10 protein-coding genes are annotated in these 14,254 nt (G+C 57.2%); 4 read left to right on the top strand and 6 right to left on the bottom strand.

Features of this window, described 5'->3' with window-relative positions; all coding sequences use genetic code 11:
- Positions 1-75 precede the first annotated feature (75 nt).
- On the bottom strand, positions 76-843 hold the full coding sequence (locus TERTU_RS19335) for a DeoR/GlpR family DNA-binding transcription regulator (RefSeq protein ID WP_015817670.1): 768 nt from the start codon (positions 841-843) through the stop codon (positions 76-78).
- Positions 844-1,050: 207 nt separating this feature from the next.
- The gene (locus TERTU_RS19330; protein WP_015817774.1) at positions 1,051-2,784 is read right to left on the bottom strand and encodes a diguanylate cyclase domain-containing protein; all 1,734 of its coding nucleotides are present in this window, start codon (positions 2,782-2,784) and stop codon (positions 1,051-1,053) included.
- Between the two features lie 285 nt (positions 2,785-3,069).
- On the opposite strand from TERTU_RS19330, the gene TERTU_RS19325 reads away from it, so the two are divergent.
- Positions 3,070-4,341: an NAD(P)/FAD-dependent oxidoreductase gene (locus TERTU_RS19325; RefSeq protein WP_015819934.1), complete on the top strand. Its 1,272-nt coding sequence runs from the start codon at positions 3,070-3,072 to the stop codon at positions 4,339-4,341.
- A 31-nt stretch (positions 4,342-4,372) separates the two neighbouring features.
- Here the strand turns inward: TERTU_RS19325 and TERTU_RS19320 are convergent, their stop codons facing one another.
- The 3 genes from TERTU_RS19320 to glmU form a co-directional block, all read right to left on the bottom strand.
- Complete coding sequence (locus tag TERTU_RS19320; protein WP_015820583.1) at positions 4,373-6,406, bottom strand: TonB-dependent receptor plug domain-containing protein; 2,034 nt, start codon at positions 6,404-6,406, stop codon at positions 4,373-4,375.
- 83 nt (positions 6,407-6,489) lie between these two features.
- Entirely contained in the window at positions 6,490-7,146 is a 657-nt protein-coding gene (locus tag TERTU_RS19315; protein ID WP_015818958.1) for a hypothetical protein, read from the bottom strand.
- A 119-nt stretch (positions 7,147-7,265) separates the two neighbouring features.
- Complete coding sequence (gene glmU, locus TERTU_RS19310; RefSeq protein ID WP_015820195.1) at positions 7,266-8,750, bottom strand: bifunctional UDP-N-acetylglucosamine diphosphorylase/glucosamine-1-phosphate N-acetyltransferase GlmU; 1,485 nt, start codon at positions 8,748-8,750, stop codon at positions 7,266-7,268.
- Positions 8,751-8,802: 52 nt separating this feature from the next.
- On the opposite strand from glmU, the gene TERTU_RS19305 reads away from it, so the two are divergent.
- Complete coding sequence (locus tag TERTU_RS19305) at positions 8,803-9,264, top strand: hypothetical protein (RefSeq protein ID WP_015819877.1); 462 nt, start codon at positions 8,803-8,805, stop codon at positions 9,262-9,264.
- 162 nt (positions 9,265-9,426) lie between these two features.
- Positions 9,427-9,651 carry a cysteine-rich CWC family protein gene (locus TERTU_RS21540; protein WP_080516730.1) on the top strand — a complete coding sequence of 75 codons (225 nt, stop codon included), beginning with the start codon at positions 9,427-9,429 and terminating at the stop codon, positions 9,649-9,651.
- Here the strand turns inward: TERTU_RS21540 and TERTU_RS19300 are convergent, their stop codons facing one another.
- Positions 9,652-12,096 carry a glycoside hydrolase family 9 protein gene (locus tag TERTU_RS19300; RefSeq protein WP_015818522.1) on the bottom strand — a complete coding sequence of 815 codons (2,445 nt, stop codon included), beginning with the start codon at positions 12,094-12,096 and terminating at the stop codon, positions 9,652-9,654.
- A 410-nt stretch (positions 12,097-12,506) separates the two neighbouring features.
- Between TERTU_RS19300 and TERTU_RS19295 the strand changes: the two genes are divergently transcribed.
- Complete coding sequence (locus tag TERTU_RS19295; RefSeq protein WP_015817460.1) at positions 12,507-14,246, top strand: cellulase family glycosylhydrolase; 1,740 nt, start codon at positions 12,507-12,509, stop codon at positions 14,244-14,246.
- Positions 14,247-14,254: the final 8 nt, after the last annotated feature.

The raw sequence follows: 14,254 nt of genomic DNA, 5'->3' as shown, positions 1-14,254 counted from the left end.
TATGCATTAACGGTTGTTTGTCCGGTTTGTGGGTTGCCACAGCTATTTATCGCCTGTTTCGCAGGCTGCTGGCGGTTACACACAAATCACCTCGACCCCCTGGTCGATAATCTGTTGCTTTGCGTCTTCCGGTAACTGCTGGTCGGTCACCAGAATATCGACCTGTGCCCACTCCAGTTCGAGGTTGTGAATTTTGCGGCCCACTTTGGCGGATTCGGCCATCACCACCACCTCGCGGGACACTTCCGCCATGATGCGGCTCAGGCTGTACAGCTCGTTGTACGTGGTGGTGCCGCGAGCCGGGTCGAGCCCGTCCGCGCCAATAAATAGCTGGTCGAAATCGTAGGCGCGCAGCATTTGTTCGGCGAGCTGGCCCTGAAATGCTTCGGAGCGGGAATCCCAGGTGCCGCCGGTCATGAGCAGGGTGGGTTCGTTCTCCAGTTCGCGCAGGGCGTTGGCGACATCCAGGGAATTGGTCATCACCACCAGGCCTTGTTTGTGGGCGAGTTCCGGCAGCAGTGCTGCGGTAGTGTGGCCGCTGTCGATAATGATGCGGTTGTGGTCGCGAATAAGCCGTGCGGCGGCCTGGGCAATATAAAGCTTTCGTTTCGAAACTTTTTCGGCAGAGCCGTCTTCGCTGTGGACAAGTTCTTTCGGCAGCGGCACCGCGCCACCGTAACGGCGCAGGAGCAGGCCGTTGGCCTCCAACGCGGCAAGGTCCTTGCGAATGGTGACTTCAGAGGTGCTGAATGCGTTGGCGAGCGCTTCGACGCTGACTTCGCCCTGGCGGTTGAGGGCATCGACAATAGCGCGGCGGCGTTGTTGGGTGTTTCGTTTTGTCACTGAATAGTTTTTTTAAGTTTCGAATCGAAATTAATTATAGGTGAGGTGCGACAAAATGAAAGTAAAAATCTGTGAATGAACACGTGGGAATAAGCGTGGGCGGGTTTCGCTAACACTCAATCCGCGGGCGTAGATTGAGTGGCCAGGCACGTTCAGGCGTAAAAATGTAGCCGTAAAGATGGAGTCAGGGCGGTTTTATACGGTTGGCTAGGTTTGCTCCGGGTTAAAGATCTGGTAGCTGTTGCGGGCGTATTTTTTGGCCGCGTACATGGCGGCGTCTGCGGTGCGGGTGACGTCGTTGAGTGACTGGGCGTGGTCCGGGAACAGACTGATGCCAATACTCAAGCCGACTTCCACTTCGCCGCTGGCAAGCCTGACCGGTAAATCCATGGTGTGGATAACTTTTTCAGCGACGCCAATGGCGTCTTCAAAGCTGCTGATATTTTCCAACACGATGGTGAATTCGTCACCACCCATGCGGGCGACGGCATCTTCGCCACGCACGCATCGGCGCAGGCGGTCGGCGGTGATCTGCAGGAGTTGGTCGCCGGCGAGATGGCCGTGGGTGTCGTTGACGATTTTGAAGTTGTCGAGATCGATATAGAGCAGCGCCACCTTGGAGCTGTTGCGCTCTGCGTGGTGAATCGCGCGCTCCAGATTGCCGTTAAACGCGATCCGGTTGGCGAGCCCGGTCAGGGCGTCGTGGTGCGCCAGGTAACTCAGTTTCATTTCTGCGGCTTTCTTCTCGCTGATGTCGGAGAGTATCAACACATAGTGGTTTATATTGCCGTTGTCATCACTGACCGCCGAGATGTTCTGCCAACTGGGGAAGACTTCACCGTCTTTGCGCCGGCTCCAGACTTCACCGCGCCAGTGGCCGTCGGCGTCTACCCGCTGCCACAGGGTTTGATAAAACTCCTCGTCGTGTTTGCCGGAGCGGTAAAGGTACTCACACAATATGTGGCCTTTCGCTTCGCGTTCACTGTAGCCCGTGAGCGTGGTGAAGGCGCCGTTGACCGCGAGTACGTTGCGCTCGGCGTCTGTGACCACAATGGCTTCGCGAGTGTTGTCAAAAACCGCGGCAGCGAGGCGCAATTCACGCTCGTTGTTTTTGCGGCGGGTGATATCCCGCACAAAACCCAGCCAGTGGCCATCTTTAAGAATTTTGCCGCTCACCTCCACCGTGATAACGCGGCCATCGCTGCGCTGAATCGACCACTCGGAGGTAAGTTGCGCGCCGTCGGCCATTTGCTTCTTGGCCTGCAACAGGGTTCGCCGTTGAATATCGGGAATGATGTCTGAGAACTGTTTGTGAAGAATTTCTTCGCGGCTGTAACCCAGCAGTTCGCAAGCGGCTGCGTTGGCGTGGAGGTAGCGGCCTTCCAGGTCGGCAACGACAACGGCATCGGGCGCGGCTTCCAGAAAACGCGCCAGTTTTTCCTGCAGCTGTTCCCCTACCGCCGGTTTATGCGCATTGCGCAAAATCACACACACGCAGTCGGCATCGAGTTGGTGAAGGCTGATTTTCAGGTAGGTGCGCTCATGCAGCACGCTGGTATTCTGCTGCGGAGCCTGCGGGGTCAGCCATTGGGCGCAATTGAGAATGGGCCCGAACAGGGCGTGGGGCAGCAGGCTGACGGTTTGGCCAACCGCATCGTCGGCATCGCGTTTGAGCAGGTTGAGGGCCGAGGTATTGGCTTCCAGCAGGACCAGGTCCACCAGTTCGTCGTTATCCCGCTGGCTCTGCAGCAGCATAAACGCGTCGTCGCTGCAGTTAAGCATCTGCAGATACAGAGAATCGCGCCCCAATCCAGATTGACTGGTGGGGTCTGGCGACAGAGCCTGGTTGAAACGGGGCGCTTTTGCAGTGGATTTTTTCTTGTGTCCGTTTGTCCTTGTGGCTCCGCGCGCGCGCGGACCTGTGGCGTTTTTCATCGCCATTCCATACTCCTGCCTGGATCAAAATACATTCAGTATAGGAAACATACCCTATAACCTGATTAAATAAAGGTATTAATCACATACGCGCCATTAATTCGATGGCGATTGCAATTTAACCGATCTGTATAAATCTACGCCTCCATTCATTTCCACTATCCTCAAAACCATAAGTGCACCGTGCTCGAGCGGATATCCGCGTATTAATCCGGTTGAATAATGCGCAGACCCGAGGCTGCACTATAATAATTTAGAGATTTCTAATTTAATAATAACGGGAGGAATCCGATGGCGAATATTGTGGTGATGGGCGGCGGCCTGGGCGGCTTGCCAATGGCCTATGAAATGAAGGATTTGGCGCGCGAGGGCGACACGGTAACGGTAGTGAGCGATCGCGATTACTACCATTTTGTGCCTTCCAACCCGTGGGTCGCGGTCGACTGGCGCAAGCGGGACGATATTACCGTGCCGCTGAGCAAGCCACTGAACAAGCGGGGCATCCAGCTTAAGGTGGGCAAGGTGGTGAAAGTGGATGCGGCGGCCAATCAACTCTTACTCGAGCATGGCGATGTGGTCGATTACGACCAACTGGTGATCGCCACCGGGCCACGGCTCGCGTTTGAGGAAATTCCAGGCCTGGGCCCGGAGGGTTTTACCCAGTCGGTTTGCCATATCGACCACGCGGAGGTGGCGCGGGATAAATGGCTCGAATTTACCGCTAACCCCGCGCCGATCGTGGTGGGTGCGGTGCAGGGCGCCTCCTGCTTTGGGCCCGCTTATGAGTTCGCATTCATCATGGATAAAGACCTGCGTAAGCGCAAAATCCGCGACCGGGTGCCGATGACGTTTGTGACTTCCGAGCCCTATATCGGCCACCTGGGGTTAGACGGTGTCGGCGATAGTAAAACCATGTTGGAGTCCGAATTGCGCCAGCGCCACATTGACTGGATCTGTAACGCCAAGGTCGAAAAAGTGGAAAACGGTGTTATGCACGTGCTGGAGTGTGACGAGCATGGGCAGGAGAAGCAGCGCCACCAGCTACCGTTCGGCTACTCGATGATGTTGCCTGCGTTCACGGGGATAGATGCGGTGCGGGAGGTGGATGGGCTGGTGAATCCGCGCGGGTTTATCCTGATCGACAATCACCAGCGCAACCCGGCCTACCCCAATATCTGGTCGGTGGGTGTCGCGGTTGCCATCGCGCCGAAAAAGCCTACGCCGGTGCCCACCGGGGTGCCGAAAACCGGGTTTATGATTGAAAGCATGGTCACCGCCACCGCGCATAATATCCGCGCGGTCCTGGACGGCGAGGCGCCAGCTAAAGAGGCCACCTGGGCCGCGGTGTGTTTGGCGGATATGGGCGATACCGGGATTGCGTTTGTGGCGATCCCGCAGATACCGCCACGCAACGTGAACTGGATGAAAAGCGGGAAGTGGGTGCACCTGGCAAAAATCGGTTTCGAGAAATACTTTCTTCATAAAATCGAAACCGGCGTAAGTGAGCCGGTGTACGAGAAGATCATGATGAAAACCCTGGGCATCAACAAGCTGAAAGATTGAGGCTGCTCAGCCCTACAGCTTGCCCCGGCGACTACAGCTGGTAGCTCAAGCGCAGGTAGGCGTGCCTGGCGTAGCCGTACAGGCGCTCGCCGGTGGCAATATCGGCGCCGCTGACCCGGTTGTAGCCAGCCAGGTGGTCCTGATACGACTTGTCGAACAGATTGTTCACACCGAGGGTGAGCTTGAGTGTGCCGACCGGTTGCCAGTAAGCGCTGATATTGGCGATAGCGTAACCGGCGGTGGGCTTTTCGCCCTGGCTGACAGAGACCTCCCGCTGACCGGCGAACAACCGCGTCTGTGCACTGGCACCCCAGCCGCTGGTCGCGAAATTGAGCGCTAGGGTGGCGTTGTCCGGGACGATGCGATAGAGGTTGTCGTCAATATCGGTGCGCTTGCCACGCACGCTGTTGAGCAGGGTTTGCACCTCCCAATCGGCGTTAATGGTGTAGCGCGCGTCCATATCAAAGCCGTAGAACTCGGCGTCCACGTTGTTAAATTGCAGCGGTTTGTAGGGGTTCATGCCCATCATTTCCACCACCATTACCGCCGCCATACTGGTGCTCTCAGTGCCCTGTATGTAATCGCTCACTTTGCGGTAGTAGACGCGTGGTGATGCGCTGAAGCTTCCGCTCTGCCAGTCGTAGCCCAATTCAAGTTCGTGGCTTTTTTCCGGTTTTAGTTCGGTGTTGCCGATGTACACGCGGCCATCAGCGAGGCCCGCGGTGGACTCCATGGGCAACCAGAGGTAGCGCTCCTGATACGACGGTGAGCGGGTCTTCTGGCCGATTGCGCCGTACCAGCCGTTGCTGTGGTGCAGGCGGATCACCGCATCCAGATTGGTATCGCTCTGAGAGCGCTCCGCGTTGTTAAAGTTGTCGCGCAGGGTGGCGGCTGCGGGCATCATCATCGCCGGGGTGCCGCCCACGTCGGCCGCGTCCATCGCGACCCGGTTAACACGCACACCAACCTCGGACGACAGTGCGCCCAGGGGCGCCGAGTACTCGGCAAATACACCGCTAACGGTGCGGCTGGCATCGTTAAAGTTGATCACAAAAAATGCGGGTGCATTGGGGTTGTCGATATCCGAGTTGTGGAGCTCGTCGTGGTAGTCGGCGCCCAGCGTCCATTTGCCCTGCTGTGCCTGTAACTTGAAGCCACGATTTTCACCGGTCGCAGTGTTGCGGCGGTACATGGTGGGCATCATCGGCGGCTGCCGGGAGGCGTAGTTGGTCATACCGTGGTCGATGTTGCTGCCATAGGCCTGCGCCTCGATTTGCCAGTCGCCTTGGTAGCGGTAGCTGAGGTTGAACAGGTCGCTGTCGATATAGCCGATATCCATCGGCAGTGCGGGGGTGCCGGTGGTACCGGTGTTACTGCGGGCAAGGTCCAGTGACCATTGGTGCTTGCCGTGTTTCAGGCTGTAGCCCAGATCAGCGCGGTCGCGCTGATATTCCGTGGGGTGCAGGTCGCCATCGGGAAAGGGCGCATCGTCAGCGCTTTCACTGAGCAGCTGCAGCTTCAGCTTTTGCGCACGCGACGCCAGCGCCAGATTCGCGCTGGCCAGAGTAGCGTCGTTGCCGCTTTGGGCCCCGAGGTTGATATTGCCGTTAATGTCCAGCGTGCCGGTGCTCGCGAATTGGCCCTGCCAGGTTTCCGCGTCTATCGCACCGCCGATGGTTTCCTGCCCGACACTGACCGGCGCAATCCCGCGATACACTGTAAGGGTTTCCAGTTGCGCTGCCGGCGCGTAGGACAGTGGCGGGTCCATCCAGTTGGGGCCGCCAGCACTGATACTTTGCCCGTTAACCGTGACGCCAACGCGTGCGCCGTACATGCCGCGCACCTGGGGAATGCCGGTGAGTGGGCCGTTGCCATTGGCAGTGGCACCCGGAGCCTTACTGAGTAACTGGGCGGAATCCGGCGCGAAGTCGCTGCGCTCGGAGATGACGATCTCGTGTTTGTTGGTTTGCCCTTTTACCAGGGTTTCTTCGAGGGCGGGCTCTGCGGCCCAGACTGCCGCGCTACCCAGCAAGGGAGCGAACAGTGCGAAAGGGAGTTTGTTCATCGTTATGGCCTCGTGGAATGTGGCGGCCATTTTAGCGACGACAGTGGATTGAGCCGATGCGACATATTGCCGCAGTCAGGGCGCTAGTCTTCGCCTTCTTTCACCCAGCGGATGTTATCCAACTGAAAGTGCGCGCCGTGCATGCTGTTCCACAGGGGAGATATCGCAAGGCCAATATCCACGTGGGTGAGATCGAGGCCGAGGCCGACCAGGTGATCCACCGCAATGCGCTGCTTTTGCCAGCGTTTCCCTGGTTGCAGAGTGAGGGGAACAACACCCGTGGTGCAGGGCTGCTGACAACTGAAGTTGACTACCATGCCGGGCCTGGGCCGGCCCCAGTCGAGTATGCGGATGTCGAATTGCACGCTGCCGCCCGCATAGGCAGACATATCGGCGCTGTCGCCCAGGCGCGCGGTGTGAAACCGGAGGCGGCCATTGGCGGGTACGTCGCTGTAGCGCACGTCGATAACGGCACCGCGGCTGGGGTCGCGGGTTTCGATCACTTCCCAGCGCACCAGATCCTGGTTATTGCCACTGGTATTGATGTGCTGTGAGGAGTTGTCGTAGCGGGTTTCCCAAGAGGAGATTGCGCGCCACTGGGGATTAACGCAGTCGACGAAAATGACACCGCCATTGTGCGGGCAGGGCGCGGTTTCACCCGCGTCACGCATAATCCATACAACCGTGACGGAGGCGCCCACCAAAAGTGCGAGAAGCAGGTTCGCTGCAATGACTTTCACTCGTGCACTCAGCCCCCCTGGCAATCACACTATAGTGGGAGATAGTAGGGCTAAATTGCGCGAAATAAAACCTTCTTTGTCGCTTGCTTACTGTTCTTGTGGATTCGCACCGGTGCGCGTTAGGATTTTTTCTCCGGTCTGTGCCAGCCGTCAATATTGCGTTGGCGGGCGCGCGCCACTACGAGTTGATCATCTGTAGACCCCCGGGTAACGGTGGACCCGGCGGCGATTGTGGTGCCGCTGGCGAGATTCACCGGCGCGACCAGTGCGGAGTTTGAGCCGACGAATACCCGGTCGCCGATTTCGGTGCGGTGCTTGTTGACGCCGTCGTAATTGCAGGTGATGGTACCCGCGCCGATATTCACCTCTGCGCCAACGTCGGCATCGCCGACATAGCTTAGGTGATTGACCTTGCTGCCCTTGCCGATTGCGGCGTTTTTGGTTTCAACAAAGTTGCCAATACGTGCGCCTTCGGCCAGGCGAGTGCCGGGGCGCAAACGGGCGAAGGGGCCGATACTGCTGTTGCCAGTGACAACCGCGTTTTCCAGCACCGAGTTGGCGTGCACTACGGTGTTGTCCCCCAGGGAGACGTTGATCAAGGTGCAATTGGGGCCGATGGCGACATTGTTGCCCAGGTGATTCTCACCTTCGAACACACAGTTCACGTCAATGACACAATCTTCCCCGGCACTGAGGGTGCCGCGACAATCGAACCGGGCCGGGTCCATCAGGGTAACCCCGGAGGTCATGAGTTGCTCGGCGATTTCCTGTTGATAGATGCGTTCCAACTGCGCCTGCTGGGCGCGGTTGTTCACGCCCAGCACTTCGCTTTCGCTTGCGGGCTGCGCGGTTTCGATGGCAATGCACTCTTTAGCGGCCATCGCGATAATATCCGTTAAGTAGTATTCGCCCTGCGCATTGTTGTTTTCCAAAGCCGGTAGCCAGCGCTTTAGCAGACGGGCTTTGACGGCCATCACACCGGTATTCACTTCGCGAATCTGCTGTTGCTCACGGGAAGCATCTTTTTGCTCGACGATGGCTTTTACCTCGCCCAGCGCATTGCGCACTATGCGGCCATAGCCCTGCGGGTTGGCCAGGGTGACGGTAAGCAACCCCATCGCTTCGTCGGACACCAGTCCGGCCAGGTTGGCGAGGGTCTCGCTGCGAATCAGGGGCACGTCGCCATACAGAATGAGCACTGTGGCATCGTCTTGCAGAGAGGGGAGGGTTTGTAATACCGCATGGCCCGTACCCAATTGTTCCTTTTGTTCGATGAACACGATGCCGTGGTCGGCGACGGCCTGTTCCACGGCATCTGCCCCGTGACCGACCACCACAGCGATTGACTCCGCCTGGAGGTCTCGCGCGCGATCAATCACGTGGGCGAGAAACGGCTTGCCCGCCAGTGTGTGTAAAACCTTGGGTTTGGCGGAGCGCATGCGGGTGCCCTTGCCCGCGGCGAGAATCACGATTTCGAGCATGATGTGTCCTTCGATAAAAAAATAGGGCGCTATTCTGCCACCGGATGTGTTTATTTTCGATGACCATTGCGCAATCGTTCTGCGCCGGCTGGCAGTTGTACACAGCAGCTTGTGACCTGGCATTTATCCGCTGTCACGTATAGTTCGGCTTCATGTTTAATTTCCGGGAAGCTCTATGCCCGTTCAGCGCCGCGTCTGGCTGTTGCCCTCTGCCCTAAATGGCGCGGTGGTTGTATTGCATTTGGCCATCATCCTCGGTGGCGCAACCTGGTACCGTTTTTTTGGCCTGGCTGACGAATTGGTGCTGCGCTTGGTGCAGGGGTCCTGGCTGCCACACCTTCTTCTTTTGGGCCTGGCCTCCACGTTTGCCGTGTGGATGTGTTTCGCGCTGTCGGCGGCCGGAGTATTGCGCCCGTTCTGGATGTTGCGTCCGGTGCTCACCATGGTGACGCTACTTTATCTGGTGCGGGGGCTGGCGGGTTTGGCTGCGCCGCTTTTTTACCTGCACCCGGCAATGGCGGTGGAAGGCATCAGTTATTGGATATGGAGTTCACTGATTTGTGTCGCAGCGGGTTTGGTGCATTTGAACGCGCTGGTAGACACCTGGGATGTACTGGCGGCTCCGGTGAAGCGATAGTGCCAAGACTGCAATATCGCCCGGACTTACCATAACCGTTGGTCTGCCTTATAAACATGCTAACGACTGAGGCAGATTAAATTGCAGCGCGTCACTTGCTGCTATTCTGTGACGAAACCCCGCACTCTTTGGCTTCCACATAGTTCTAGTTCGTTGCTTGCTATGCCCCGACATCAAACCGAAACCTGTCCCCGCTGTCAGCAACCATTTGAATGCAAAATGGGCTCGATCACACTTTGTCACTGCAGTTCGGTTGCGCTTAACAAAGCCCAGCGCGACTACATTGCCAAGCGCTGGGATGCGTGTTTGTGCCATGCCTGTTTGCTGGCTATCGCGGCGGACACGTCGTTGCTCACGCAGGGAGTGCCTGCGGAGCGCCAGCCGTGATCAAGGTGCCGCCACTTGCTGTTGCAGGTAGTGATTGGCTGCCAGCACCAGGAACATATAATTAGTTGCACCACCTCCCATCACATATTCCGTCTGCTGCCAGAAGAATGGCCAGGTTTTCAGTTCCGGTAGATCGGGGCGGATAAGCGCCGTACCGGAGATCACGCCGCCCGGAATAAACGACCAGTCTGCGCGGTTTACGCCGTAAGCGACGGTCGCAGAATTCGCACCCACGCCGGAAGCAAAGCTCTGGGTATTTTTGCCAGGGTGCACGCCCAACACAAAATTGAGTGCGTTCAAATAGTCGTCGTCGCGGGTGAATTGCGGCCACGCCTGGCGATAAAAATACTGTTTCACCGCAAAGCTCTGAATTCCCCATCCGGCACCCCAAATGTAGGGCTTATAGGGTACGCCGTAGGGCGTATCGCCCGCCTCGCGCTGCACACCCGCCTGATATTCGCTCGCGGCTCTGTCCAGTGCGGCGACAAAATCGGGGTTATCCATGCGCTCGCGAACGCGGCCCAGGGTCCAGCCGGTTTTGTCGATGGTGGTGAGCAGCGAGTTTTGCTGGGCAATCAGGGCATCGCGATATTCAGTGTCGCCGGTGCTCAACAGCAATTCGGTCAGTGCAAGCGCGGTATTCTCTGGGCCACCCTGGCCTGCGGCGGCGCGATAAATTGCTTTCGCGGCCGCGAGCGCGCGCTTGGCCAGTGTGCCGTCGTAGTCGCTCATCACCCGCGCGGCCGCAGCAAGCCCGGCGGCAACGTAAAGTTCGCGATCCGGATTCTGTTCGGTGAATACCCAGCGGTCGTCGCTGGTGCCCGTTTTATTGTCGGTTTGGGTAGCGGCGTCTCCCAGATGAACGTACTGACGAACGGTAGGCACGATAATGCCGCGATACAGGCGACCAAGCTGCTGGTAACCACCAAGCACGGTGAGCAAGCCATGTTCGATCTGCTGGAGGGCATCGTTTTTACCGTCTGGTTGATGAATCTCTACCAGCTTTTGCTGTTGATCCACGGTGGTAGCATCGTAGTTCAGGTTGAATTGTTCGACCATCATGGCGAGCAACCAGACAGTGCCGATCTGCGATTCCACGCGCAGGTCGTAATCCCCGGCGTCATGCCAGCCGCCGCGGTTCAAACCGCCGACGACTTGCCCGGGCTTGAATTTGGTTAACGTGGATTCGCCGGCGATATAGCCATCGAAATGGTTGTGATTCACCGGTGACATCTTCGCATCGTCCTGGTGGCACAGGCCATGCCACACACGGTATTTTTCAGCCACTTTCATATGGCACATTTGTACCGGCAGATAGTACTCGAGGGTTGGCTGCCAGGCGTGGCGAGCGAAGACATCGTCGCCGATTTTGAAAGTGTGCGAACGCTCGTCGCGATACCGAATCTGGTACAGGCCGGGTTCCTGGAGACTGCTGAAGTCGTAAGTGAAATAGTTGTAGCGCAGAAACTTACCCCACCGGGAGACCTTGCCACTGCGTACTTTAACGGAGCCCGCGGCGGTGAGCTTGAAGATCGACAGAGTGCTGGCTTTGTGGTCGCGCGCGTCCTGCTCGATGATAACCCGCTTGCTCTGCCGGCTGCCGTAACCGAGTTGCGATACCTGAATCACCGGTGAGTAGCGCCAGTTGGCGACGGTGTTGGGGGTGATTGTCCACTCCACGGCGTTGGTGGTGGCCCCGGCAGGGATTAGGCTGCGCACAATGTACCAACCGTTGTTGTGATTGCTGCGGCCGTCCAGCAGTTGCAATTCACCTTTGGCGCTGGTGATGGTGATGCGTTGCAAAGGTTCGCCGGGGGCAACCACAAGGGTCTTGCCGGTTGCCAGCGGGGCGTTCAGCCACTCGCCGTGGTCGTCAATCATGGGGCCGTTGGGCTGTTGCGGGAACTGACCGGCACTGTTGTCCAGCATCCAGCTTTTGCCAAACAAGTGCCCGGGAAACAGCTCGAAATTAAACCCGGCTTTGCCGATCCATTCGGCGGGTAAGGGTTGGTCGAGATCGACACTCACTTTAAAACTGTTGTCGTGCACAGCGGTGACTTTGACTGTATAGGTGAAGTTCAGCTCCGGGTACGCAATGGGGTTGAATCCCTTCCGATCCTTGCTTTCGTCCGGGTAGGCCAGCGTTTGAGTGATGGTCTGGTGTTTTTCGTCGATCTGGTGGTTCAGACCTTTGGGCACGGGCGACCACTGACCAGGTGACATTTCCAGACGCAGATCGCCGTTGGCGGCGACGCGCTGACCGTGCTGAATGATAGACACCCCGGTTTGGTGGCCGTCCGGGTAAATGTCGGCAAATACCGTAACGTTGAGTCCGGGCTTGGCGAAATAGCCCTGATCATTGATGCGCAAATCGTCTGCACTGGCCATGGCGGGCACGGCAAACAACAATAAAAGGGGGAGCAGGTGGCCTAGGTGTGTGTTCATAAAGTTGTTTTCGTTGTTATGTTTTTTATGGTGTTAGCGACTGTTCGGCCTCAGCGGGCGTGATGACCAGCTTAAAACACCCCTGTGCGCGGAGCAAACATCCGGGTGAGAGAGGCGGTTTGTCAATTCATGCTTTCGTCTAGTTGTTATGTAAACGGTTACATTGTACTTTGGCCGCTGCCCAAAGACTGACCGATCACGCAGTCGCGTGAGCCTGCCAGGGTGGCAAGGTTGATATAACAATAATAAAAAAACCTGATTCAAAGGACGTTCTTAATGGACTACGTCAATGGTCTCTCATTTCCACTTCCTTTCAACGGAGCGGATGTTTACTGCGGGCGAACCGACTCGTGTTGAATGATCTCGCGAGCCAAGCTAACCCCTCTCATCTCTTTCTGGAGTCGATAATAATGGTTAATACGATTCTTTCTCACGCCGGCCGTTGGCTGGTGCGCGGCGGTATAAGCCTCGCCCTGGCGGCTGTGGCAGCCCAATCCTGGGCGGGATTCTCGGTGTCTGGCACGCGTCTGCTCGATGGCAACGGCAATAATTTCATAATGCGCGGCGCCAACCATGCGCACACCTGGTTCACCAGTGAAACCAGCTCTATCGCGAATATCGCCAATCTGGGTGCGAACACGATTCGCGTGGTACTCAGTGATGGCTACCGCTGGAACCGTAACAGCGCGGCAGACGTCGCTAATATTATTTCCCTGTGTAAAGCGAACCAGGTGATCTGTGTGTTGGAAGTGCACGATGCCACCGGCGGTGGTGAAGAAAGTGCGGCAGGAACCATCGCGCATGCGGCGGACTATTGGGTCGATATTGCCAGTGCCCTGATCGGTCAGGAAGATTACGTAATAATTAACATTGCCAACGAGCCCATTGGCAATGGTCAAACTGCAGCCAAGTGGATCAACGAACACCGCGCGGCGATTCAAACCATCCGCGCCGCTGGGTTAACGCACACGCTGCTGGTGGATGCGTCCAACTGGGGACAGGACTGGGAAGAAGTGATGCTGGCGCATGCCTCTGAGGTTGCGACTGCGGATTCTCTCGCCAATACCATGTTCTCTGTCCACATGTATCAGGTGTACCAGACCCGCGCAAAAATCGAAAATTACGTGTCGACCTTTTTGAGTGACCACAATCTGCCACTCATTATTGGCGAATTCGGGGCTGACCATCAGGGTGAGTTTGTTGACGCCGATTCGATTCTGGCTGTGGCCGAGCAATACGGCATTGGTTACCTCGGCTGGTCCTGGTCGGGTAATGGCAGCTGTTGTACCACGTTGGATATGTCGAACAACTTTAATCCGAACAGTTTAACCACCTGGGGCGATCGCCTGTTTAACGGCGTGAACGGTGTAGCCGCAACCGCGGTTAAGGCGACTGTGTATGGTGGTAGTTCGTCTACCTCGAGCACCTCATCCAGCAGCAGTTCGTCGTCGAGCAACAGCTCATCTTCCAGCAGCAGTTCCAGTTCGTCCAGCAGTTCGAGCTCCGGTGGAAGCTGCGTCGATATGTGTCAGTGGTATCAGGATGCGCCGCGCCCACTGTGCGTAAATCAGGATTCCGGTTGGGGTTGGGAGAACAGCATGAGCTGTATCGGGCGCAACACTTGCGAGAGCCAATCTGGTTCCGGCGGGGTGATCAACGTGTGTACCGGTGGATCGAGCAGTTCGTCCTCGTCGAGTTCTTCCAGCTCGAGTTCGTCTAGTTCGAATAGCTCGTCAAGCTCCAGCAGTTCTTCCAGTTCGAATAGTTCGTCCAGCTCATCGAGCAGTTCGAGTTCTTCTAGCAGCTCCAGTTCGTCCAGCAGCTCTTCCGGCGGCGCCGGTTTGCAGTGCAACTGGTATGGTACTTTGTACCCGGTGTGCGCGAATCAGAACAGCGGCTGGGGCTATGAAAACAACGCCAGCTGCATCGGTGCAACCACTTGTGAGTCGCAGTCGGGCAACGGCGGCATTGTCGGTGGTTCCAGCACTTCGTCCAGCAGTTCCAGCTCGTCCAGTTCATCAACGGGCGGCAGCGCAGGTGTGTGTAACTGGTACGGCACTAATTTCCCGCTGTGCACGCAAACAACGGTGGGTTGGGGTTACGAGAACAATCAGTCCTGTATTGCGCCCAGTACCTGTAATTCGCAATAGTCGGTAAA

This window comes from Teredinibacter turnerae T7901 (assembly GCF_000023025.1).
GTDB lineage: Bacteria > Pseudomonadota > Gammaproteobacteria > Pseudomonadales > Cellvibrionaceae > Teredinibacter > Teredinibacter turnerae_B.
This window is presented reverse-complemented; position numbering and strand designations above follow the sequence as displayed.

Coding starts and splice junctions, on each gene's coding strand:
- TERTU_RS21540 (WP_080516730.1), top strand. CDS start 9,427: ATGCCCCGACATCAAACCGAAACCTGTCCCCGCTGTCAGCAACCATTT.
- TERTU_RS19300 (WP_015818522.1), bottom strand. CDS start 12,096: ATGAACACACACCTAGGCCACCTGCTCCCCCTTTTATTGTTGTTTGCC.
- glmU (WP_015820195.1), bottom strand. CDS start 8,750: ATGCCAGGTCACAAGCTGCTGTGTACAACTGCCAGCCGGCGCAGAACG.
- TERTU_RS19330 (WP_015817774.1), bottom strand. CDS start 2,784: ATGGCGATGAAAAACGCCACAGGTCCGCGCGCGCGCGGAGCCACAAGG.
- TERTU_RS19320 (WP_015820583.1), bottom strand. CDS start 6,406: ATGAACAAACTCCCTTTCGCACTGTTCGCTCCCTTGCTGGGTAGCGCG.
- TERTU_RS19325 (WP_015819934.1), top strand. CDS start 3,070: ATGGCGAATATTGTGGTGATGGGCGGCGGCCTGGGCGGCTTGCCAATG.
- TERTU_RS19305 (WP_015819877.1), top strand. CDS start 8,803: ATGCCCGTTCAGCGCCGCGTCTGGCTGTTGCCCTCTGCCCTAAATGGC.
- TERTU_RS19295 (WP_015817460.1), top strand. CDS start 12,507: ATGGTTAATACGATTCTTTCTCACGCCGGCCGTTGGCTGGTGCGCGGC.